This is a genomic window from Qipengyuania citrea (assembly GCF_009828015.1).
Lineage (GTDB): Bacteria > Pseudomonadota > Alphaproteobacteria > Sphingomonadales > Sphingomonadaceae > Qipengyuania > Qipengyuania citrea.
Genome location: NZ_WTYG01000003.1, coordinates 182,596 through 205,193, shown reverse-complemented (window position 1 = coordinate 205,193; position 22,598 = coordinate 182,596). Strand labels below are relative to the sequence as shown.

General features: G+C 65.7%; 24 protein-coding genes. 7 read left to right on the top strand and 17 right to left on the bottom strand.

The features are described 5' to 3' along the window. Positions 1–14: 14 nt before the first annotated feature. The 7 genes from GRI55_RS11115 to hisG form a co-directional block, all read right to left on the bottom strand. Positions 15–893, bottom strand: coding sequence for a cupin-like domain-containing protein (locus GRI55_RS11115; RefSeq protein WP_160767200.1), 879 nt, complete (start codon positions 891–893; stop codon positions 15–17). Next, entirely contained in the window at positions 890–2,095 is a 1,206-nt protein-coding gene (locus GRI55_RS15250; protein ID WP_160767199.1) for a GNAT family N-acetyltransferase, read from the bottom strand. Before GRI55_RS15250 ends, GRI55_RS11115 begins: the two co-directional genes overlap by 4 nt. 118 nt (positions 2,096–2,213) lie before the next feature. Beyond that, the gene (locus GRI55_RS11105; protein ID WP_063505877.1) at positions 2,214–4,370 is read right to left on the bottom strand and encodes a sodium-translocating pyrophosphatase; all 2,157 of its coding nucleotides are present in this window, start codon (positions 4,368–4,370) and stop codon (positions 2,214–2,216) included. Between the two features lie 149 nt (positions 4,371–4,519). Further along, complete coding sequence (gene thiL, locus GRI55_RS11100; RefSeq protein ID WP_160767315.1) at positions 4,520–5,380, bottom strand: thiamine-phosphate kinase; 861 nt, start codon at positions 5,378–5,380, stop codon at positions 4,520–4,522. Beyond that, positions 5,377–5,829 carry a transcription antitermination factor NusB gene (nusB, locus tag GRI55_RS11095; protein WP_050599356.1) on the bottom strand — a complete coding sequence of 151 codons (453 nt, stop codon included), beginning with the start codon at positions 5,827–5,829 and terminating at the stop codon, positions 5,377–5,379. The genes thiL and nusB overlap by 4 nt, the downstream gene beginning before the upstream one ends. Further along, a complete protein-coding gene (hisD, locus tag GRI55_RS11090) occupies positions 5,826–7,115 on the bottom strand; it encodes a histidinol dehydrogenase (protein ID WP_160767198.1) in 1,290 nt (429 codons plus the stop codon). Before hisD ends, nusB begins: the two co-directional genes overlap by 4 nt. After that, entirely contained in the window at positions 7,115–7,771 is a 657-nt protein-coding gene (gene hisG / locus GRI55_RS11085; RefSeq protein ID WP_063506448.1) for an ATP phosphoribosyltransferase, read from the bottom strand. The genes hisD and hisG overlap by 1 nt, the downstream gene beginning before the upstream one ends. Before the next feature lie 36 nt (positions 7,772–7,807). Between hisG and GRI55_RS11080 the strand changes: the two genes are divergently transcribed. After that, positions 7,808–8,899 carry a DUF2332 domain-containing protein gene (locus tag GRI55_RS11080; RefSeq protein ID WP_063512142.1) on the top strand — a complete coding sequence of 364 codons (1,092 nt, stop codon included), beginning with the start codon at positions 7,808–7,810 and terminating at the stop codon, positions 8,897–8,899. Here GRI55_RS11080 and GRI55_RS11075 read toward each other — a convergent pair whose 3' ends face one another. The 4 genes from GRI55_RS11075 to GRI55_RS11060 are packed head-to-tail and all read right to left on the bottom strand — an operon-like array spanning position 8,900 to position 11,809. Then, on the bottom strand, positions 8,900–9,802 hold the full coding sequence (locus tag GRI55_RS11075; protein WP_160767314.1) for an alpha/beta fold hydrolase: 903 nt from the start codon (positions 9,800–9,802) through the stop codon (positions 8,900–8,902). Between the two features lie 2 nt (positions 9,803–9,804). Then, the gene (locus GRI55_RS11070) at positions 9,805–10,620 is read right to left on the bottom strand and encodes an SDR family NAD(P)-dependent oxidoreductase (RefSeq protein ID WP_063512896.1); all 816 of its coding nucleotides are present in this window, start codon (positions 10,618–10,620) and stop codon (positions 9,805–9,807) included. A gap of 12 nt (positions 10,621–10,632) precedes the next feature. Next, positions 10,633–11,523, bottom strand: a complete 891-nt coding sequence (locus tag GRI55_RS11065; RefSeq protein ID WP_160767197.1) for a pirin family protein — start codon at positions 11,521–11,523, stop codon at positions 10,633–10,635. 13 nt (positions 11,524–11,536) lie between these two features. Further along, complete coding sequence (locus GRI55_RS11060; RefSeq protein WP_228135184.1) at positions 11,537–11,809, bottom strand: BolA family protein; 273 nt, start codon at positions 11,807–11,809, stop codon at positions 11,537–11,539. Positions 11,810–11,868: 59 nt separating this feature from the next. Between GRI55_RS11060 and GRI55_RS11055 the strand changes: the two genes are divergently transcribed. After that, entirely contained in the window at positions 11,869–12,474 is a 606-nt protein-coding gene (locus GRI55_RS11055) for a J domain-containing protein (RefSeq protein ID WP_050599350.1), read from the top strand. Positions 12,475–12,505: 31 nt separating this feature from the next. On the opposite strand, the gene GRI55_RS11050 is transcribed toward GRI55_RS11055, so the two are convergent. Further along, positions 12,506–13,351 carry an oxygenase MpaB family protein gene (locus GRI55_RS11050; RefSeq protein ID WP_160767196.1) on the bottom strand — a complete coding sequence of 282 codons (846 nt, stop codon included), beginning with the start codon at positions 13,349–13,351 and terminating at the stop codon, positions 12,506–12,508. A 107-nt stretch (positions 13,352–13,458) separates the two neighbouring features. On the opposite strand from GRI55_RS11050, the gene GRI55_RS11045 reads away from it, so the two are divergent. Further along, entirely contained in the window at positions 13,459–14,454 is a 996-nt protein-coding gene (locus GRI55_RS11045; RefSeq protein ID WP_063510593.1) for an AAA family ATPase, read from the top strand. Positions 14,455–14,514: 60 nt separating this feature from the next. Further along, positions 14,515–16,713, top strand: coding sequence for a transglycosylase domain-containing protein (locus tag GRI55_RS11040; protein ID WP_160767195.1), 2,199 nt, complete (start codon positions 14,515–14,517; stop codon positions 16,711–16,713). On the opposite strand, the gene GRI55_RS11035 is transcribed toward GRI55_RS11040, so the two are convergent. Both GRI55_RS11035 and GRI55_RS11030 read right to left on the bottom strand, forming a co-directional pair. After that, complete coding sequence (locus tag GRI55_RS11035; protein ID WP_160767194.1) at positions 16,710–17,123, bottom strand: PaaI family thioesterase; 414 nt, start codon at positions 17,121–17,123, stop codon at positions 16,710–16,712. The two genes, GRI55_RS11040 and GRI55_RS11035, sit on opposite strands and share 4 nt — an antisense overlap. Before the next feature lies 1 nt (position 17,124). Continuing rightward, positions 17,125–17,571 carry a PaaI family thioesterase gene (locus GRI55_RS11030; RefSeq protein WP_050599345.1) on the bottom strand — a complete coding sequence of 149 codons (447 nt, stop codon included), beginning with the start codon at positions 17,569–17,571 and terminating at the stop codon, positions 17,125–17,127. 132 nt (positions 17,572–17,703) lie between these two features. On the opposite strand from GRI55_RS11030, the gene GRI55_RS11025 reads away from it, so the two are divergent. From GRI55_RS11025 to GRI55_RS11015, 3 genes are read left to right on the top strand one after another with little or no spacing between them, the layout of a single operon-like run. Continuing rightward, complete coding sequence (locus GRI55_RS11025; RefSeq protein ID WP_156488935.1) at positions 17,704–17,856, top strand: hypothetical protein; 153 nt, start codon at positions 17,704–17,706, stop codon at positions 17,854–17,856. Between the two features lie 12 nt (positions 17,857–17,868). Further along, positions 17,869–18,840 (top strand): hypothetical protein, encoded by a 972-nt coding sequence (locus GRI55_RS11020; protein WP_160767193.1) that lies wholly within the window; start codon positions 17,869–17,871, stop codon positions 18,838–18,840. Continuing rightward, positions 18,837–19,724 (top strand): transposase, encoded by an 888-nt coding sequence (locus tag GRI55_RS11015; RefSeq protein WP_202392471.1) that lies wholly within the window; start codon positions 18,837–18,839, stop codon positions 19,722–19,724. Before GRI55_RS11020 ends, GRI55_RS11015 begins: the two co-directional genes overlap by 4 nt. Before the next feature lie 52 nt (positions 19,725–19,776). Here GRI55_RS11015 and ruvX read toward each other — a convergent pair whose 3' ends face one another. From ruvX to GRI55_RS11000, 3 genes are read right to left on the bottom strand one after another with little or no spacing between them, the layout of a single operon-like run. After that, positions 19,777–20,265, bottom strand: coding sequence for a Holliday junction resolvase RuvX (ruvX, locus tag GRI55_RS11010; RefSeq protein WP_160767192.1), 489 nt, complete (start codon positions 20,263–20,265; stop codon positions 19,777–19,779). Further along, positions 20,241–21,479, bottom strand: a complete 1,239-nt coding sequence (locus GRI55_RS11005; protein ID WP_160767191.1) for a DUF3089 domain-containing protein — start codon at positions 21,477–21,479, stop codon at positions 20,241–20,243. Before GRI55_RS11005 ends, ruvX begins: the two co-directional genes overlap by 25 nt. Continuing rightward, positions 21,469–22,581 carry an AI-2E family transporter gene (locus tag GRI55_RS11000; RefSeq protein WP_050599340.1) on the bottom strand — a complete coding sequence of 371 codons (1,113 nt, stop codon included), beginning with the start codon at positions 22,579–22,581 and terminating at the stop codon, positions 21,469–21,471. The genes GRI55_RS11005 and GRI55_RS11000 overlap by 11 nt, the downstream gene beginning before the upstream one ends. Positions 22,582–22,598 lie beyond the last annotated feature (17 nt).

Sequence of the window (22,598 nt, the reverse complement as noted above, 5' to 3'; positions counted from 1 at the left end):
CTCGGGGGGACGTATCAGTTCGGACTACCGAAAACCCTGCGCCAGGCGCGAAAGGCCAGCGACTTTGCACGATTGCGCGCCGGCCAGCGTCCGGGCGCGGCGGGGCGATAGCCGGTTTTGCGGACAAGGCCGTTGAAGCAGCGCGCGCCGGCCTCGTCGTAGCTCCATTGGCTGCGCCAGGTGATCGATAGGGAGAGCGAGGGTTCGGATCCGTTGCGGACGAAATGCGGTGCCATGACCGGCACGTACACCGCCTCGCCCGGCTCGAGCGCGAAGGGCGTGCCGTCTGCAAGCAAGGCATCGTCCCACGGCAGCTCGCGCGGCCCGCCGAGGTGATAGCTTTCGTGGACACGATCGGGTGCAAAGCGGGCATCGCCGGCGGGGAACTGCGTCATGACCTTGGTCCCGCGAAGCTGCAGCAGGATATTGTGTTCGGGATCGAAGTGATACGGCGTCACGGCGTTGGGACTCGAGACGAAGATGAACCCCTGGGGAGCCAGCAATTCGCCCGTGGTTGCTTCTATTGCAGGGCGCAATTCGTCGAGCAGCCCCATGAGCAGCGCCTGGTATTCCGGCACCTGTTCGATGTTCTTGAGTACCGCCCAGCTGCGGCAGGTGGCAATGTTACGGATGGTATCTCCGATTGTGAGGCCGGTGGCGCCGGGTTTGCCGTCGACCCCGATCGGCAGGTCACCGCGATTGTATTCGACCGAGCTGCCCGGCAACGCTTCGCCCAATTGCGCCAGCGAATCGAGCGACAGCCGGAAATCGGCTTCGAGCCCGTGACGCAGGACATGCGGCGTTTCCGGATAGGCGCGGGCGAAGGCCGCCAAAGATTGCGCGGGAAAGACCCGGTGGTCCGAAACAGATGGGGTGCCGTCATGCCTGGTCATTTGCGGTTCCTGCCCCGGCGCAGTTCAAGCGCGGTCAGCGCGCGCCCGATGCTGCGGCGCAAACTGCCGCCGATGGGGATCGACAGTTTGACGATTTCGCGCCGGTCGGGCCAGATCTGGCCAATCATCGGGTGGTCGGGTGCTGCGCAGCTGTCCGACAGGGTTACGCCGCTGCGTTCGAGAATTGCGAGATTTTCGACCTGCAGCAGCATGCCGGGGGAGAGTTTTGCCAGGCTTTCGTCGAATGTGGTCTTGAACCCGAAGGCGTGGGGCTCGCAGATGAAACTGCTGAGCATGGCGACTGGCCGTCCGTCCAGGTGGAAGGCCAGCCGCTGCAGTTTTCCCAGACGGGCGGCCGCCGTCATGCTTTCGCGGAACACGGCCTCGGTATTCGGCGCGCTGGAGATCGCCGAGCCTTGGGCGCCTTTCCAACCCGCCTGTTCGAGTTCGAGAAACTGGTCGATCCAGCTGCCAAGCCCGGTGTCATCGTCGTGGCGCGTCAGCACCAACTCGCCGAGTTCTTCCAGCCGCCGCCGCTTGCGGTTCAATTCCTTGCGGCGCTTCTTGTCGAGCGCCAAGCGCAAATGGTCTTGCGGGGATCGTCCGCCGTGCAGCACGGCGCGCTCGATCGTTTCGACGATGCGCAGGCCGCGATCCGGTTTTCCGGCGATATCACGCAGCGCCGCCAAGGCAGCGCCATCCGCCGGGATTCCGGAAAGGTGGAAGAACAGGCTGCCGTGCGCGTGACGATCGCACCAGTCGAGCATGTGCTGCCAGAATGACGCGCAATGATCGGCCCTGACCAGGGGTTCGCCGCTGAAGGCGTTGGAATGCAGCCAGTTGGCGAGATGCGGCAGTGGCCTGCCGTGATAGTCGCGGTCGCGCAGCATGGGCATCAGCCCGGCCAGTTCTCCGCGCACGACATGGGTGGCGAGCATGACCTCGCCCTTTGGGTCGAACTGGCGCAGCGATGGCAGCAGAAACCATGCTTCGTTGAAGGGATTGGGCGTCGCGCTGGCAAGCGCCAGGCGATGCCATTTTTCGATGAAACCGGCGTTATCCGCATCGCGCCATGACGCGACCGAGAACCCTTCGCTCAGGCCGGTCATGCCGCTGCGCGTGCTGGTGCCCTGCAAGCGAGCCTCGTGCTCGCCGCCGGGACCGAGCCGGTTGCTGGTCGTGAGTTCATCGATATGCGCCACTGCATTCCCCATCGGGCGACAAGCATAGGAAAAAAGCGCTTAAACTGGGTTAATGCGTCGAAAAGGACGGTGGCGGCACGTCTGTCCATGCCACCACCGCCTTCACCCGGACGCGTCGTCAGCCGCCCGCAAGCGCGGCAAGCAGCAAGAGCGCCACGATATTGGTGATCTTGATCATCGGGTTGACCGCCGGACCGGCTGTGTCCTTGTAGGGATCGCCGACCGTATCGCCGGTAACTGCGGCCTTGTGGGCTTCGCTGCCCTTGCCGCCGTGATGGCCGTCCTCGATATACTTCTTCGCATTGTCCCATGCGCCGCCACCTGCGGTCATCGACAAGGCCACGAAGATCCCGCCGATGATGACGCCGAGGAGCAAAGCCCCGAGTGCAGCAAAGGCGTTTTCCTGACCCGCGAGGAAGTAGATCGCGTAATAGATCACGATGGGAGCCAGGACCGGCAGCATCGAGGGTACGATCATTTCCTTGATCGCGGCCTTGGTGACGAGATCGACGGTGCGGGCATAGTCGGGCTTGCTGGTGCCCGCCATGATCCCCGGATCGCCCGCGAACTGTTCGCGCACGTCCTTGACCACATCGCCCGCAGCGCGGCCCACCGCGGTCATGCCCATCGCTCCGAACAGGTATGGGAGCAGTGCGCCCAGCAGCAGACCGACGATCACGTATGGGTTCTCGAGGCTGAAATCGACGTCCGCATCGGGGAAGAACTCCGCGAGGTCGGTCGTATAGGCCGCGAACAGCACCAGTGCGCCCAGACCTGCAGAACCGATGGCATAGCCCTTGGTCACCGCCTTGGTGGTGTTGCCCACTGCGTCGAGCAGATCGGTCTTTTCACGCACGCTGTCGTCGAGACCAGCCATTTCGGCGATCCCGCCGGCATTGTCGGTCACCGGACCATAGGCATCGAGCGCGACGACCATTCCCGCCAGCGCCAGCATGGCCGTTGCGGCATAGGCGATGCCCATGAGCCCGGCGAGCTGGAAGGTGGCGATGATTCCCGCGACGATAACGATCGTCGGCAGCGCGGTCGATTCAAGGCTGATAGCCAGTCCCTGGATAACATTGGTGCCGTGTCCGGTCTCGGAAGCCTTGGCGATCGACCTTACCGGGCGAAACCCGGTTCCGGTGTAATACTCGGTGATCCAGATGATGAGGCCGGTGATGACCAGCCCGATGACCGAACACCAGAACAGGTCCCAGCCGCTGAACGAGCGGACCTGTTCGGCAGTGCCTTCTTCGGCCAGCGGCGCCCCGGGGTCGATCCCGGCGATACTGCCGCCGATTTCGGTACCCATGCCGCCGAGAACCTGGCTCATGACGAGCCAGATCAGCGGGATTGCGAGAACAGCGGTGACGATGAAACCCTTGTACATCGCGCCCATCACATTGGTGCTGTTCTTGCCCAGCTTCACGAAATAGGTGCCGATGATACTGGTCACGATGCAGGCCCCGCCGATGAGCAGCGGCAGCGCCATCATCGGCAGCAGCAGATCGCCCAGCGTTTCACCGAACAGCAGCGCGGTCAGCACCATGGTGGCCCCGACCGTGACGACATAGGTTTCGAACAGATCGGCAGCCATGCCCGCGCAGTCGCCGACATTGTCACCGACATTGTCGGCGATGACCGCAGGGTTGCGCGGATCGTCCTCTGGGATCCCGGCTTCGACCTTGCCGACCAGATCGGCGCCGACATCGGCGGCCTTGGTGAAGATCCCGCCGCCAAGACGCGCGAAAATCGATATCAGCGAGGCGCCGAAGGCCAGGCCGACCAGCCCGTCGATCACTTCGCGGCTATTGGGCGCGTGTCCGCCGGGGCCGACGAGGTACCAGAAGAACACCGCAATCGCGAGCAGGGCGAGGCCTGCCACCAGCATGCCGGTGATCGCACCTGCACGGAAGGCCAGCGTCAGCCCCTGCTGGAGCCCGCTTTGCGCGGCAGCGGCGGTCCGCACGTTGGCGCGCACCGAAATGTTCATGCCGATGAAGCCGGCGACACCCGACAGGATCGCCCCGATCACGAAGCCGACCGCCGGCACGATGCCGAGGAAGGCGAAGACCAGCACCGCTACCGCGATGCCGACCACGCTGATCGTCGTATACTGGCGTTTCAGATAGGCCTGTGCGCCTTCCTGGATTGCGCCGGCGATTTCCTGCATTCGTTCGTTGCCGGCGCCTGCGCCAAGCACCTGGCGGCTGGTGACGAAGCCGTACACGACGGCCAGCAGTCCCAGCAGTATTGCTATGAGAACTAGGTCCACGAAATTTCCCCCTCCCGCTATGTTTATATCTTTTTGCGCTCCGGCGCGGGAAACGCCGAGGCTTAGCGAAGGTATAAGCGGCATCCGTTACGTGACAAGGTGGAATTACGTAGCAATATTTCGCCGCGCACGGCCCTGCGCGCAAGCAATCAGTGGCGGTAGCCAAGCCCTTCGGCATAGGGGAAAATGTCGCCGTCCAGCGATAGTCCGGGGGGGCCACCGGTCACCGTCCCGACACGTGCAGCGGCAACGGGAAGGGCAGCATCGGCGGGCGCGGTAAACAGCAATTGGTAGTCATCGCCCCATCGCATGCATTCCCCGGCCTTCTGAGGATCGGCCACCGGAACCTGCGCGCTGTCGAGCGCCAGTTCGACGCCGCTGGCATGCGCGAGGCGCCAGGCGTCGAGCAGCAAGCCGTCGGAGACATCCATCATCGCCGTTACATGCGGGGCCAGCGCGATTCCTTCGGCCACCAGCGGGCGCGGGCGGCGATAGGCGAGGTCTGCGCGGCTGCCGCTGGCGCGGTCGCCGAGGCCGAGCATGGCATAGCCGAGCGTGCCGGTAACGAACACCGCATCGCCTGCCCGCGCGCCGCGGCGGTCGGGCGCGGGCGCATGCGTTGCCTTGCCGACCGCGGTGCATCCCCAGACCCTGCGGCCTTCGGCGCGCACGGTATCGCCGCCCAGCAGCGCCACGTCGTATTCGCCGAGGATTTCACGCAAGCCCTCGATAAAGCGCGCGTCGGAATCGCCCAGCATATGCGACACCAGCACGCCGAGGGGCCGTGCACCCTTGGCTGCCAGATCGGACAGGTTCACTGCGACGAGCTTCCATGCAATGTCGGCAAGGTCCTCGTCCGCGCGGACGTGGACGCCCTCGACCAGCGTGTCGTGGGTGAGGACCAGCTGCTGGCCGCCGACACTCAGAACTGCGGCATCATCCTCGAGACCGCGTGCGGCGGGGGTGTCCGCCAGCGCCTTGAGCGCGGCGACGAACGCGCTTTCGTTCAGCGTCCGGCCTCGGTCGCCACGGCGTCGAGGATGCCGTTGACGAATTTCGCCTCGCGATCGTCGAAAAATGCCTTGGCGACATCGACATATTCACTGATCGAGCTGGCCTTGGGGACATCTTGCCGGGCGATCAGTTCGTAAGTGCCCGCACGCAGGATCTGCAGCATGGTCTTGTCGAGCCGCGCCAGCGTCCAGCCCTGCGCCAGCCGCGCGGTCAGCTTGTCGTCGATCTCCGCGCGGCGCGCATCCACGCCCGTGACGAGGTCGTCGAAGAAATCGACGTCGGCTTCGGCATATTCCTCGTCTTCGATCACGCGGCCGAGCCGGTGCTGGTGGAACTCGTTCAGCAGCCTGGTCACGGCGGTGCCTTCCATATGCTGCTGGTAGAGCGCCTGCACGGCACCGAGGCGGGCCGCGCTGCGGGCCTGGGACTTCGAATTCTGGTTCATTTCAATCTCGTGGAAATCGACAGCGCGTGCGCGGGAAGCCCCTCGGCCTCCGCCAGCCTGACCGCGGCCGGGCCGATCGCGGCCAGCGCGGCTTCGGAGGCGTCGATGAAGCTGGTGCGCTTCATGAAGTCGAGCACCGACAGGCCGCTGGCAAAGCGCGCGCGGCGCCCGGTGGGAAGGACGTGGTTCGGGCCGGCGATATAGTCGCCCACCGCTTCCGGCGTGTGCCGGCCGAGGAAGACGCTGCCGGCATGGCGCATCCGGTCGAATAGGCCCTGCGGTTCGTCGACCATCAGCTCGACATGCTCCGCTGCCAGCCGGTCCGACAGGGCGGGTGCCTCATCGAGACTGCCAACCACCACGATCAGGCCATGTGCGTCCCAGCTGGCCTTGGCCGTCTTGCCGGTGGGCAGCTTCATCAACGCGAGGTCGACTGCGTCCTCGACCTGCCGAGCCAGCGCGTCGCTGTCGGTAATCAGGATCGACTGGCTGGTCGGGTCGTGCTCGGCCTGGCTCAGCAGGTCGGCGGCGATCCATTCGGGATTGTTGTTGCCATCGGCGATGACGAGAATCTCGCTGGGCCCGGCGACCATGTCGATGCCGACCACGCCGTAGAGCTGGCGTTTCGCTTCGGCGACCCAGGCATTGCCCGGCCCGGCGATGACATCGACCTTGCCGATCCGGTCGGTGCCATAGGCCAGCGCGGCCACGGCCTGCGCCCCGCCGACCCGCCAGATTTCATCCACGCCCGCGATATGGGCAGCGGCGAGAACCAGCGCGTTGGTCTCGCCGCCCGGCGTAGGCGTGGTGACGACCAGCCGCTCCACGCCTGCGACTTTCGCGGGGATCGCGTTCATCAGCAGCGACGAGGGATAGGATGCGCGTCCGCCGGGGACATACAGTCCGGCGGCTTCGACCGCGTTCCAACGCGCACCGAGCCGCATGCCGATATCGTCGGTATAGTCGCGGTTTTCGGGAAGCTGGCCCTCATGATATGCGCGGATGCGGCTGGCCGCGGTTTCCAGCGCATCGCGCAAGTCGGGGTCGAGCACATCATAGGCTTCGCGGCAGGCGGCCAGCGGTATGCACCAGTCATCGTCTTCGGCTAGCCGGTGGCTGTCGAAGCGCGCAGTGTATTCGGCCAGCGCGGCATCGCCGCGTTCGCGCACTTCGTTGATCATCGAGGCGACATCGCGCCCGACTTGCGTATCGCTTTCCCGGCGATCGCGCACGATCCGGGCAAAAGCGCTTTCGAACCCGGCGTCGGCGGTTTTCAGGAATTGCATCAGGCGGCCTCGCGCTGTGCCGCGTCGGCGCGGAAGGCTTCGACCAGCGCGGCCACGCGCGGATCGGTCTTCAGCGCGGCACGGTTGACGATGAGGCGCGCCGAAATGTCGAGGATGCGGCTGGTTTCGACCAGGCCGTTTTCGCGCAGCGTCGTGCCGGTGGAGACCAGATCGACGATCCGCCCGGCAAGGCCGAGTGCGGGCGCGATTTCCATCGCCCCGTTCAGCTTTACGCATTCGGCCTGGATGCCCTGCCGTTCGAAATGGCGGCGGGTGAGGTTGGGGTATTTGGTCGCGACGCGCAGGTGGCTGGCACCGTCGATGCTTTCCGCGCCTTCTACCGGCTCGGCCACCGCAAGATGGCAGTGCCCGAAGTCGAGATCGACGGGCGCGTAAAGGTCCGCATAGTCGAATTCCTCGATCACGTCCGAACCGACAATACCCATCTGCGCTGCGCCATGGGCCACGAAAGTCGCGACGTCGAAGGCGCGCACGCGGATCAGGCGCATGTCATTGCGCGTGGTCGCGAAGGTCAGCGAGCGGTTCGCCTTGTCGTGGAAAGCGTCTTCGGGCACGACCCCGGCACGCGCCATTACTGGCAGCGCTTCGTCAAGGATACGGCCCTTTGGAACGGCGAAGGTGAGGCATTCGTTCATTGGATGCGCAAATAGGCAGCGAGGGTGCAAAGGGCAATGGCGATCGACAAGGCAAAATATGTCGTGACCACGCCGGGGGCCACCGGCCCGGCGGCGGTGGCACGCGCTTTCGAAAACCAGGTGGCCTATTGCCGCGACAACCGCGCGGGGGTCACCGCGCTGGTCTGCCAGGCGGTTGGCGACCTGCTCGATACGGACCGCGGCGGCGCCTTCATGCGCCGGGTGCGCCGCTGGGCCGGTCCGCCGCTGGCCGATGCACTGCCTCTACGGGTAGCGGGGGGACTGCACGCCCTGCACCAGAGCGGGGAAGAGCCGGGCCTGTCGCCGATCTACGAAGGACTGGGCCCGAACAATGCCGCCGAACTCGTCGCTGCGGCGATCGAACGGCACGAAGCCTTCCTGATGCCGTGGCTCGACGGTCCGCCCCAGACCAACGAAGCCGGCCGGTCGGCCAGTTTCGCGGCAGCATTCCTGTGGCTGGTGGAACAGGGGCTTCCCGGCCATTTCGACCTGCTCGAGATCGGCTCCAGCGCGGGCGTCAACTTGATGATGCGGCGATATCGCTATGACCTCGGCGGCGTCTGCGTTGGGCCCAAGAATGCGCGCATGCGGATTGCGCCCGAATGGCGCGGCGCGTCCCCGCCGGACCAGGGGTTCGACATCGTCGGTGCGCAGGGCTGCGACGTGTCGCCGATCGACCTGACCGACGAAGGGCAGGTCGCGCGCCTGAAGGCCTATATCTGGCCCGAATTTACCGACCGCTTCGCCCGATTGGAGACGGCGATCGCGGCGGCGCACACCTTCCCGCCGGAGATCGAGCGCCGGCGGGCGGTCGATTTCCTCCGCGATCGGCTGGAACGTCCGCAGGAACGAGGGACTACGCGGGTGCTGATGCATTCGGTGGTCTGGCAATACATTCCGCGCGACGAACGCGACCAGATCGTCGAATTGATGGAAGCCGCGGGGCAGCGCGCGGACTCCGAGACGCCGCTCGCTTGGGTCAGCCTGGAGGCCAACCGCGATACGCACCGGCATGAGCTGACCGCCAGCTACTGGCCCGCCGGCGATCTGAGGCGCAATCTTGCCACCGCCCATCCGCATGGCGCATGGATCGAATGGAAGGGCTGATCAGCCGGTTCGGCCAAGGAACGCGTCGGCCGCCGCATTGAACGCTTCGGGTGCTTCCCATTGCACGAAATGTCCGCAATCGGGGACCTGCACAACTTCGGGGTCGGCAACCATCTGGTCGAGCCCGTCCAGATTGGCGGAAGGCAGCGCTTCGTCGTCCATCGCCCAGATCACCAGCGTGGGTATCGCCAAGGTCGGCAGCGGGTAGGGCTGGTAGTCCTCTGGCAGTGCGTAGGGTGCATCGGGCGGCGGAACCGTCATCGGGCTCGCGCGGTAATAATTGAGCATGCCGAACGCCGCTTCGGGGTCGGACCAATCGCGCAGCATGGCCGCGGCCTCATCTTCTTCGACGCGCGCCATCACCTGTCCTTCGAACGCCTTGATCAGCAGTGGCCCGAGACCATGCTGGCGCACCAGCGCATCGTTCGCGGGATCGCGGAAAATCGTGAAGTACTGGCTCGCCTTGCGCTGCTGGCGATTGGTGTAGAGGAGCTTGGGAAACAGCACCGGATGCGGCGCATTGGCAATAATTGCTCGCGTGACGCGGCCGTTCGCCATGCCGCCATAGGCCACTCCCCACGCGATCGCGCCGCCCCAGTCGTGACCGACGATGGTGAAACTCTCGACCCCCAGCGCATCAGCGAGCAGGAACACATCGCCCACCAGCTTGTCGGGCGTATAGGCTTCCACCTCCTGCGGCTTGGACGACCCGCGATAGCCGCGCTGGTCGGGCGCGATGCAGCGAAATCGGCCCGAGAAATGCGGGATCTGGTTGCGCCAGGTGCGGTGGCTTTCGGGAAAGCCGTGCAGGAAGATCAGCGCGGGCGCATCGCGCGGGCCTTCGTCCACCACATCGAGTTCGATGCCGTTCGCTAGCACCACGCGCTTCTGCTGCAGCGGCATGCTCAACTGTCCGCCTTCATCTTGTCCATATATCCGGCCGCGACCATGCCCGCGACCTGGTCGAGCAATTGATCGGGTGTCCGGCGCAGTTCGCCCATGGCCTCTTCCACGCCTTCGGCGACGATGATCTCGCGCTGGTTGGCCTCCACCGCGTCGACGATACGTTTGGCGGCTTCGTCCGGGGCAATGCCGTTGTCGATCACCTTGTCGCTGCGCCCGCGCTTGCTGCCATCGGCGGTCAGCGCATTGCGGCTGACATCGGTGGCGACCGATCCCGGGCACACGACATGCACCGAAACCCCCTGCTGCGACAGCTCGGCCCGAAGCGCGTCGGCATAACCGATGAGCCCGAACTTGGCCGCGCAATAGGCGGTGCGCATCGGCACGCCGACTTTGCCGGCGATCGAGCTGATGAACAACAGCGTGCCGCTCTGCCGCGCGACCAAATGGGGCAGCAGCGCCTGCGTCGCGGCGATTTGTGCGGTGAGGTCGATATCGATGATCTCGCGGTATACCGCCATGTCGGTATCCACCGCCGCACTGCGCTGCGAAATACCCGCATTGGCGACGAAGATGTCCACGCCGCCGTGCCAGTCGACCGCTTGCTTCGTCGCGGCTTTCATCGCCGCCTCGTCGCGCACGTCGAAGGGGAGGATCAGCGTTTCGCCGTCTATCCCGTCGGCAACCTGCGTCAGCCGCGCCTCGTCGCGGCCCGACAGGATGATCCGCGCGCCGCGTGCCGCCCATTCACGCGCGAGTGCGGCGCCAATGCCGCTGCTCGCGCCCGTGATCCAGGCCGTCTTGCCTTCGAAACTCATCATTCTCCCCCCTCAAGGATAGGTTACGGTCTTCGGCGCGCCTTCGGGAAGCGGGATCCGTTCCTCCTCATCGCCCGGGACCTTGTCGAAGCGCTGTTCGCGCCAGTCTTCCTTGGCCTGTTCGATCCGGTCGCGGCTCGAACTGACGAAATTCCACCAGGCATGGCGCTCGGTTGCAAATGCCTCGCCGCCGAGCAGCATCACTCGCGCACCGCCCTTGCTCGCCAGCGTCATGTCGCGTCCGGGCTGAAGCACGGCGAGCTCGAATTCCTTCAGCGCGTGGCCATCGACGCTCGCGTCGCCGCCGACCAGCATGACCGCGCGTTCGTCGGCATCGTCTTCAAGCGGGATCGCGCCGCCCGCGCCCAGCACGATTTCGGCATAGATCGTCGCTGCGTGAGTGGTCGTCGGCGCGCGTTCGCCCCACAGTTCGCCCATGATGACGATGGCCGTGGCGCGCCCGTCCTCGATCACCGGCAGTTCGGTAATCGCTTCGAAGGCGGGATCGATTTCCTCGCGCCCGTCGGGCAGCGCCAGCCAGGTCTGCATACCGTACAGTTTCGGTCCGCCCCTGCGTTCCGCATGGGGTGAGCGTTCCGAATGGACGATGCCGCGGCCGGCGGTCATCAGATTGACCTGTCCGGGCCGGATGGTCGAAAACGTGCCGAGGCTGTCGCGGTGGTCGATCGCACCTTCGAATAGCCAGGTAACCGTGGCAAGATTGATGTGCGGGTGCGGGCGGACATCCATGCCCGCGCCAAGATCGAGCTGCGCGGGGCCGAACTGGTCGACAAAGATGAATGGCCCGACCATGCTGCGCTGGCGCGCGGGCAGCACGCGGCGGACCGTGAACTGGCCGAGATCGTGCGTAGTCGGAACAAGGACCTGGTCGATCTGGCTCATAGTCGCGAACCTCCTAGCTGGTTGGGGCCGAGGCCTGGATGGCCAGCGCGTGGACGCGTTCGCCAGGGATGTCGCCAAGCGCCCGGTTCACCATCCGCTGGCGTTCGAGTCGGCTCTGGTCGGCAAAGGCGGCGGCTTCGATCACTACGGTGAAATGCGATTCGCCGCTGCCATCGTCGCCCGAGTGGCCGGCATGCTTCGCGCTGTCGTTGATTACCTCGAGCCGGGTCGGCGCGAAGGCCGCGGTCAATAGGCGCTCCATTTCCTGCTGCACGGATCCTGTCACGGGTAGGTTTCTCCTCTCGGGGGTTTTCTTAGCGCAATTCGCTCCCCATCCTAGAACGAATGCGCCAGACAAAGTTTCACGGACAATACGCAGGCACGGGCCGGGTCTGCGCCCACCCCACATGCGAGGAGCCCGGCGAGTTCCGCGCACCCAGCGGGCAGAGCCATGGTTTCGATGGCCCGGCCGAATGGCGCTGGCTGTGTCTCGACCACGTGCGCGAATTCAATGCCGGCTATGACTGGTTCGAGGGCATGAGCGCCGAGGAAATCTTCGCCGCGCAGGCTCCCGGCGCGGGCTGGCGCACCGAAAGTCCCAGTTTCCGTCCGACCGGCGGGGTCGACGGCATGCCGCGCTGGTCCGACTTCACCGATCCACTCGACGCAATCTCCGCGCGCGCCAGCGGTATCAAGAGCCGCGCGCGCCGCGAAGCCGAAATGGCAATGGACGGCCGCTTCAGCACGGCCGAGGCCAAGGCGCTTGAAACCATGGGGCTGGGCCTCGAAGTCGATCTGCGCGGTCTGCGCCGCCGTTATTCCGAACTCGTGCGTCGCTACCACCCCGACCGCAACGGCGGCGACCGCCAGCACGAAGCCCGCCTCAACCGCGTGGTCGAAGCCTACCAGCTGCTGCGCAAATCGGGCGCATTCGTCTCGGGCGCGAAGTAGGCTTGCCGGCCAGTCGGATGGCGGGCGGCGATCAGGTCTGGCGAAATGCCCAGCGCAGCGTCTTTCCCATGCCCCAGGTCGCCGCGCGCGCGGGAATTGCCGCCAGTCCGGGCCGTTCGAGACCGAGCATCGAGCGTGCAAAGGGTGGTAGCAGCGCCACCGCTTCGGCGCCGAGCAGAGCCTGCACCGCGTGCGGGGCGCCTTTTGGTCGTTGAGTAAGCACGAGATCGGCAACCTCGCGCGCGGCGGGCGATGCGGCCAGGTCGCTGCGCAATTCGCGAAAGATCGCCTCGGCCTCGGCGCGGCTCGTCGGCACCGGATCGGCGCCCAGTGCCAATGCGATAACCGCGAACTGGCGATAGTATTCGTCCTGTTCGGCGCCCGGCATGTCGGGCCGCACATGGCGCAGATAGGCGGCGAGGAAGCTGGTCGCTTCGGCCACATGCACCCATGCCAGAACGCGCGGATCGCTGGCGGAATAGGGCGATCCGTCGGGCAATGTCCCGCCGACGGCTGCGTGGATGCGGTTGACGCGGCCGATCGCCGCCTGCGCATCGTCCCGGTGGCCGAAGGTCGTCACCGCGATGAACCGCGCGGTCCGGCGCAGCCGCCCATGCATGTCGCTGCGGAAGTTCGAATGGTCGAGCACGCCTTGCAGCGCATGCGGATGCAGCATCTGCAGCAGCAGACCGCGGATCCCGCCGACCATCATCGCCACGATGTCGGCATGGACCATCCGGATCGGCGTGTCCCTGGCGAACAGTGCCTCGTCCGACGGCGGGACCGGCTGCTGCCCGCTCTCGACGTCGTTGAACACGCCGCGCACCTGCTCGACGAGCTTGAGGCGCAGGCGTTCGGACAAGGGGATCGGCGGCATCGGCGCGACTATGCGGCCGCTTGCAAGGGGAGTCGAGGGATGCTTGGGCCGAGGTGCAATTTCGTTGCTTGCAGCTACCTATCCATCCCGCTACCCCGCCACACGCGATGAACGATATGACCGACAAGAGCTTCGACGCTTCCGCCAAGACCGTCCTCCCCGCGCCCGACACCACCGTCGACGTGCGCGAAACCTTCGGGATCGATATCGACTGGCAGGTGCCCGCCTTCTCCAAGCCGGACGAGCGCACGCCCGACCTCGACGAATCCTACGTGTTCGACCCGGACACGACGCTGGCGATCCTGGCAGGCTTCGCGCACGATCGCCGCGTGATGGTGCAGGGCTATCACGGCACGGGCAAGTCGACGCATATCGAACAGGTCGCCGCGCGGCTCAACTGGCCGTGCATTCGCATCAACCTCGATGCGCATATCAGCCGGATCGACCTTGTCGGGCGCGATGCGATCGTGCTGCGCGACGGATTGCAGGTCACCGAATTTCGCGAAGGCCTGCTGCCGTGGGCGCTGCAGCATCCCGTGGCGCTGGTGTTCGACGAATATGACGCGGGCCGGCCCGACGTGATGTTCGTGATCCAGCGCGTGCTCGAACAGCAGGGCAAGCTGACGCTGCTCGACCAGAATCGCGTGATCCGGCCCGATGCCAATTTCCGCCTGTTCGCCACCGCCAACACGGTCGGGCTGGGCGATACCTCGGGTCTCTATCACGGCACGCAGCAGATCAACCAGGGCCAGATGGACCGTTGGAACATCGTTGTCGGCCTCAACTACCTGCCCGCCGAAACCGAGCAGAAGATCGTCGAGGCGAAGAACCCCGATATCGATCCCAAGGTCCTCGCCGACATGATCAAGGTCGCCGATCTGTCGCGGCAGGGCTTCATCAATGGCGATATCTCTACGGTGATGAGCCCGCGGACGGTGATCACCTGGGCGCAGAACTACGCCATCTTCAAGGATGTCGGCTTCTCCTTCCGCCTGTCCTTCCTCAACAAATGCGACGAGGAGGAGCGCATGCTGGTGGCCGAATACTACCAGCGCGTGTTCGGCGACGACCTGCCCGAGAGCGTGGTTGGAAAATCTGCATAAAGCGGGGTTAATCCGCGCTCCCCTATCCATCGCTGTATTGTTAAGTTAATACAGCAGGCGATGGGCATATTCGATTCCTTCCGGCGCAAGCCCGGGCCGCTGCCCGATCCACCGGGGCATCGTGGATATTACGCGACGCATGATGCGCTCGATTACGACGATTGGGACAGCCGGCTCGATCGGCTCGACAGCGCGTTGGATGCCGAAGAAAAGAAGCGCACGCGCTGGTGGCAGCGCGAGCACTGGACCGGCCGGTGCAAGCGCTGGTGGGCGCTGCGCATCCTCGCTGCCATCCTTGCCCTGTTCATCGTGCTCGCCGCGTGGCTCGCAATCACCGCGCCGCTGTCCAAGTCGCTCGAGCCGATCGCGGCCCCGCAGATCACGCTGCTCGCGGCGGACGGGACGCCGATCGCGCGCAACGGGGCGATCACCGACGAACCGGTCACCGTATCGGCACTGCCGCCGCATGTGATCGAGGCGTTCCTGGCGACCGAGGACCGGCGGTTCTATTCGCACTGGGGTGTCGATCCGCGCGGTATCGCACGCGCGGCGCTGACGGGCACCGGCGGTGGCAGCACGATCACGCAGCAACTGGCGAAATTCACCTTCCTGACCCCTGAACGCACGTTGACGCGGAAGGCGCGCGAGGCGTTGATTGCCTTCTGGCTCGAAGGCTGGCTGACCAAGGACGAGATCCTCGGCCGCTACCTGTCCAACGCCTATTTCGGCGACAATGTGTACGGGCTACGTGCAGCCAGCCTGCACTATTTCTACCGCAAGCCGGAAAACCTCAAACCCAACCAGGCCGCGATGCTCGCGGGTCTGCTTCAGGCGCCCAGCGCCTATGCCCCGACAAGGCATTACGACCGCGCCGAACGGCGCATGCGGATCGTCGTGCAATCGATGGTCGACGCCGGCTATCTGACCACGGCGGAAGCGCGCGCGATGAAGCCGCCCGCGCTCGACGTGCGGACGCGCAACGACTTGCCCACCGGGACCTATTTCGCCGACTGGGCGCTCCCCGAGGCGCGCGCGCTGACCGAGCAGGGCTATGCGCGCCAGACGTTGACCACGACGCTCGACAGCCGCCTGCAGAACATCGCCCGGCAGGTGACCGCTGCTGCCCCGCTGGGCGAAGCGCAGGTCGCGCTGGTGGCGATGCGCCGCAATGGCGAGGTGGTGGCGATGATCGGCGGCAAGGATTACGCGAAATCCCCGTTCAACCGGGTGACGCAGGCCAAGCGACAGCCGGGGTCGACCTTCAAGCTGTTCGTCTATCTGGCAGCGCTGCGCGCCGGGTGGGATCCCGACGACAGGATCGCCAACACCGAGATTGCCGAAGGCAGTTACCGCCCGCAGAATGCGCGCGGAAGCTATTCGGAGAGCCTCACGCTGGAGCAGGCCTTTGCGCAGTCGAGCAATGTCGCTGCGGTGCGGTTGCTGGGCGAGGTCGGCAGCGAGAAGGTCATCGCCACCGCACGCGATCTGGGCGTCACCTCGCCGCTGGCGAAGGGCGACCCAAGCCTGGCGTTGGGCACTTCGACGATGACGTTGCTCGAACTCACCTCCGCCTATGCCGGGGTGGCCGCCAATGCACTGCCTGTCGAACCGCATGCCTTTGCACGCGAGGAACGCGGCTTCTTCGAAAACCTGTGGGACGGCCCCTTGAGCCTGTCATCCTCGACGCAGTCGGACATGGAACAGATGCTGCGTTCGGCGATCAATTCGGGCACCGGCCGGGCGGCGATGCTGCGCGGCCCCAATTTCGGCAAGACCGGAACCACGCAGAACAACCGCGATGCGGTGTTCGTCGGCTATGCGGGCGATCTGGTGGTCGGCGTATGGATCGGCAATGACGACAATTCGCCGCTTGCAGGCGCGATCAGCGGTGGCGGCCTGCCCGCGCGCATCTGGCGCGACTTCATGAACCGGGCGCTGAACGCCGCGCCTGCGCCAAGCCAGCCGGCCCCGCGAGAACAGACCGATCCGGGCGGACCGATCGAACCGCTCGACGTGCCGGACCTGGGCGACATTCCGCTCGGCGACGGCAGTTCTCGGCTGCGCATCCGCGATGGCGAAGCCATTCTCTCGACCGAGATCGACGGCATACCCGTCGACATCAGCATCGGCGACCAGGGTGTCGCAGTGGACGAAGCGGCGATCGAGGAAGCGCGGCGGTGGGCGGACGAACGTCGCTACGAAGCCATTCGCGAACGGCGCGACGAGCGGCTTCGCGAGCTGGAGGATGCGCGCAATTAGTTGGTAGGCTCGGCCATCAGGACGTTCATTACAGCGGTTGCTATCGGACGGCTGCGATCGTCCTGCCACGCCTCGACGGTGAGGTTCGCGCTGCGCCTGCCCAGCTTGGTGATGCGCCCCGCAGCATAGCTCGTCCGACTTTTCCCGGCAGCGAGATACTGCACGGTGATATTGATCGGCTTGAGCATCGCAGCGCGCTGCTGCCGCGCGAGCTCTGCGCGTAGCACTGCATAGCCCGCGGTTTCGAGCAGGCCGCCGGTCGCGCCGCCGTGGTAGTGATCGGGCCGGCCCTCGACCAATTCGTCGAACGGCACCGACAGGATCGGGATGCCGTCTTCCCAGCTTTCCAGCGCGATACCGAGCGAACGGGCATAGGGTGTCAGCGCATCGATGTCGGAAATGTCGGCCATGTCAGAGCCTCGCCGTCGATGCGATCTTCATGAAGACCGCCTGGATATGCGCCACCGGGTCGCCGGCATCGCCATCATGCGCGAGGCCCCGGACGAACGCCGCGCTGCGCGTGAGGCGATAGCATTGCGACCGGCCGAAAACGCTCGCCCCCTCGCGCGCGGGGCGCACGTAATCGACCCGCAGGTCGAGCGTTGCGATCGCCGAAAACTCGTCCATCGCGCGCCAGATCGCCATGCCGCTGGCCATGTCCATCAGACTGAGGATCGGGCCCGATGCGAGCACGCGCTGGCCTTCTTCGCCCAGCAGGTCTTCGCGCCAGGGCAGTTCGAGTTCGACCCAATCGTCGCCATGGTCGGAATATTGCAGCCCCAGCCATCCGGGATGGCCGCGTCCCGTGAAGAAGGACGTCGCCTTGGACGGATCGAATTTTCGCGGCTGTTCGCTCATCTTGCGCTGCGATAGCCGGGCCGCTGGCGGTCTTACAATCTTTTAATTTCAACCGCTCACCGCAATGCGCCAGCTTCCGGTCCTGCAGATCGGGTGATCCTCACACGGTCCGCTGCATGGATGGAGACACGCATGGAATTTCCCAAGATCGACCTCGAAAGCCTGCCCGAACTCGACACCGCAATGGGGGTTTTCGGAAGCATTCCCGCATCGGGCGGAGGCGATACGGTCGTCAGCGTGATGATCTATCTCTTCGATCACATGATGGTCGATATGCTGCTCTAAGGGGGTGGGGGGATGCTGGTCGATCCGCGGATTGCCGGGCTGCGTGCCGACGATGGGATGCAGCAGGTCATGCGCCAGGCAGCTACGCGTGCGGTCCGGCGGTGCCGCAGCGACGAAGCCGTTCGCAGCGTCCTGGCGGCGCTCGACCGTTATGCGGCTGGCGATGGCCTGGCGGATTGCCCTGCGCTTGCGAACGCGCTCGCCAGCGAGCGGGCAGCCCGCGCATTCCTGCGCCCGTATATCGCGCAATTGACCGCGCTGCAGCGCCGTTTCCCGCTGGTCGAACTGGGCATGCGGCACCAGTCGGCGCGGGGTTTCCATTCGCTCGAACTGGCGGGGCGGGGACAGGTGACGCTTGGCTTGGCGGTGCACGAATGCGCGCCGGAGGCGGGACGCTGCGATATTGCGGCTTTCCCCGATGCCGAGCGGCACGAGCTGGTGATCGGCGGGATGGCCGAAGTCGAACTGCTGGAAATCCGCTCGGAGAACGGATCGCACGCCAGGATCGGGCGCACCGCAAAACGCGCCGCATCCGGTGCACGGATGATACTCGCGGGCCATCGGCAGGCGCGGATCCTGCGCCATGTGCACCGCCCGCTGGTCATGCTGCGGCTGGTAAGGACTGCGGCGAGGCCGCTTCCGACGCGCCAGTTCGCCATTTCCAGCGGCAAGCTGCTGCACCGTGCGCATGGTGATCGCAGCGAGAGCCGACAGGAGCTGATGTTCGCGCTGCTGGGCCGGATGCGCCGCGCAGATGCCGCACCGGCGCTTGCGCAGGCGACGCTGGCGGGAAGCCCCCATCTGCGCTGGCAGGCGCTGCGCGAATGCCTCGCGCTCGACAGCGCCCTTGGTCTGGTCGCGCTCGAGCGGATGACAGCGGACCGCGCGGACCCGCTGTTCGGTCCCGCGTCGAGCTTGCGAGCGCAGCTGGCTGCGGCCTATCCGCAGCTGGACAGGAAGGGGCACGCCCTATACCCCGCGTGATTGCGAATACGCAGGACGGCGCGGCCACGCTCGAAGAAACGGTCGAGGCAGTGGCGCAGGGGTTCGATCCGCAGGATGAAACCAGCCTGCTCGATGCCGCCGCCAGTCTGGAACGGCTGGGCAACAACCGCAATTTCCTCGGCGATCTGCTGATCGCGCAGTTGCGGGAGGCGTATCGCGATACGCTAGCAGAGGCCGCCTATGGCCCGCAGGTGATCGTCCTGTCGGCGCCGAGCGGGGGAAGCTTCCTTCGCGCCAATATCTGGCCGGGGGAAGGCGAAAGCTGCTTCCGCGCGAGCGGGGCCGGCAGCTTCGATTATGGCACCGCGCACGACCACAATTTCGATTTCCTCACCATGGGCTATTTCGGCCCAGGCTATCGCAGCGAATATTTCGAGATCGACTATCGCGAGATCGCCGGCTGGAGGGGCGAACGCGCTGCGCTGCGGTTCGTCGAATCCAGCACGCTGCATGAAGGGCGGCTGCTCCATTACCGCGCCCACCGCGATGTGCATGCGCAATATCCGCCCGAGACGACTTCGGTGTCGCTTAATCTGATGCATATGCATGCGGGGCAGGGCTGGTATGACCAATATGGTTTCGATCTGCAGCGGCACCGCGTGACGGGGGTTCTCAATCCCGGTGCCAGCGAGACATTCCTGCGCTGCGCCGTCGCGCTGGGCGGGGACGAAGCGCTCGACCTGGCGCAGCAGTTCGGCCGCCATCATCCCAGCGGCCGCATGCGGCTCGCCTGTTTCGAGGCGCGAGCGGCGCGCATGGCGGACGACAACCACCGCGATGCGCTTTGGCGCGAGGCAGAGGCGGCAGGCAATCTGATGGTCGCGCAGGAAGCCCGCCAGCAGCGCGCCGCGCTCGAACCGTGAACCGGCGGCCGTGCCTGTGCCGAACGGGGTCCTGCGCGTTTTCAGCCAATCGCTAGAAACCGCCGCCCGACAGCGTATCGATCGCGCCTTGCAGGATCACGGCCGCGGCATGGCTGTCGATCCGCGCTGCGCGCTTGGCGCGGCTCATGTCCTGCCCGATCATCGCCGCTTCGGCGCTGGCGGAGGACCAACGCTCATCCCACAGCAAGACCGGCAGGTCGAGCGCTTCCGCCAGATTGCGGGCATAGGCACGGCTGGCCTGTGCGCGGGGCCCTTCGCTGCCATCCATGTTGCGCGGCAGACCGATCACCACGCCGGCAATCGAGCGTTCGGCAACCAGTTTGCGCAAGGCACCGCAATCCTTGCTGAACTTGCTGCGGGGGAGCGTCTTTCCGGCAGTCGCGTATCGCCATCCGGCATCGCATGTCGCGACCCCGATGGTCTTCGTGCCCAGATCCAGCCCGAGCAAGGCGCCGCCATCGGGCAGCGCATCGCCGTAATCGAGCGCGTTGTCGCTTACGAGGCCCGTGCCGTCGCCCATGCTCTCACCCGTGCGATGACGTCCTCCTGCACATTCTTCCAGAACAGCGGAATATCGTAGACGTGGTAATTGCCGCCCGGCAGCACGCCCTGACCCAGCTCGGGCGGGTCGCCGATATACAGCAGGCCGTTATCGCCGCAGCGCGCGGGCACCGCACCGGTCACCAGTTCGCCCTTCGACAGCGTGTCGTCGGGGACCAGCGTCCCCAGATTGGCGCTGGCGGGCGCAGCGCCATTGGTGCCTCCGGTGATCGGATTGACACACAAGATTGGCCCGTCGCCGCGCGGCTCGCCGTCATAGCCGACGGTCGCTTCGTAACGCCGCATGATCATGTCCGCATCGCCGTCGTCGGAAAAGGCCGACCACGCCAGCAGGCATTGCGGCTGGCCGGGTGCGGCGCAGGCGGGGAACGGCAGGACGGGCAGATCGTGTTCAACCGAAATCGGCCAGCCGGGCGCATAGACCGCGGCAACCCGTTCTGCGACCGGCGTGCCCGCGACCTTTTCCTGCAGCAGCCGCAGGATATGCGAGGCGCCCTGGCTATGCCCGGCAAGCACGATCGGCTTGTCGTCAGCGATGCTGTCGAGGAAATAGTCGAATGCCTGCGCAACATCTGCATAGGCAGCATCGATTGCCTGCTGCGCTTCGGGTCGGTCGGTCAGGAAGGCCCCCGCCGCGGCCTGCCGGTACTTGGGAGCCCAGATCTCGTCGGCGCGGTTGAAGGGGCTGGCAAGCCCGCGCAGGAACAGGCGGGCACGGTTGTCGGTCGTAGCGTCGCCCAGCGCCGCGTTCCAGTCGCCGCCCGCCTGGATATAGCTGGTCGGCGAGACGAAGAAGACGGCGAATTCGGGCAATGCCTGCGGATCGGCCGGTTCGCCGGTGACCGAACCCGCGGTGGCGAGCGGATCATTCCGGTCGAGGCTCTGTTCGGCGGCGGGCGCATCGGGCGAGGGGGTGCGGGTCGCTGGATCGGGGGCGGTCTCGGCGATCGCCGGCTGGTAGCGCGCCGGGTCGCCCGTGCCCAGTCCGGGCCGCGAATACCACATCTGCGGGTCCTGGTAGGCGTTGGCGGCGAGCGGGTCCTGCTCGACGAATTCGCCGCGCGGAACGAAGGCGATCTCGGTCGCCTCGCGCGACCAGATAGTCAGCGCAATCGATCCGACGATCACGAGAACGATGCATACGGCTATAAAGTACAGGAACTTACGTGCCATTTACGGCTTCCTCTCCACGTTTTTCGCCGTTGGTCCTCTCGGCCCTGCGTTCGAGCGCGACCTTGATCATCGCGAGCAGGGGGTCGGCCAGGAACAGGCCGAGGATGCCGAACAGGATTCCCATGATCAGCTGGAATGCCAGCACCAGCGCGGGCGCCAGATCGACCGTTTTCTTGGCGATCATCGGGATGACGACATAGCCGTCGAAATTCTGGACGAAGAAATAGACCGCGATGGTGTAGATCCCCATCTCCACCCCGCCCGAGAACCCGACCAGCACCATCAACGCGCCCGAGATGATCGCTCCGAGATTGGGGACGAAGGCAAGCAGGCCGGTAAGGATCGCCAGCAGCGCGGCCATCGGTACTGCGCCGATTCCGATCAGCGGCGCGACCCAGGCCAGCATGATGTAGGTGAACACCGCTTCCACGACCATGCCGAGCAGGCGCCCGGCCATCAGCCGCCGCATGGTGCTGCCCATCTTCGACGCCGTGACATAGAACCGGTCGCGGTGTTCGCGCGGCAGCATCCAGGCAACGCCGCGTTCGTAAAGCTGCGGATCGACCGCGACATAGATCCCGATGACTAGAATCAGCAAAATCGTTGCCGCCCCGCCGAGTATCCCGCCCAGGGCCCGGGTGACCGTGCTGATGCCGCTGCCGATATTGCCGAGATAGTTCTGCAGCCGCGCCTCTTCGATCGCGAACCCCTGCGTACGGGCCCAGGCGAACAGCTCGTTGATCTGGCGTTCGATGATGGCGGGAAATTGCGCAGCTTCCTGCGAAATGGTCGAGCCGGCGAAATAACCGAGCCACACCAGGAAGGCGAGCGTTCCCGCCAGCACGATGGCGACACGCCAAACGCGGGCGATCGGCAGGACGCGGGCAAGCAGGCGCGCGCCGCCCTCGATCATCGAGGCGAACACCATCGCGCCGAAAATCACCAGCAGCGGCCGCGCGATCCACACCGCGAGCACGGCGGCACCGACGATGCCGACCCAGACCATCGCGCGCGAGACTTCGTGGCGAATGCGTGGATCGTCGATCCGCGAAGGGCTGGTACCGAGATCGTTGTCGCGGAAATCCTGCGTGTCGTCGGCCATACGCTTCCCCTGTGTGG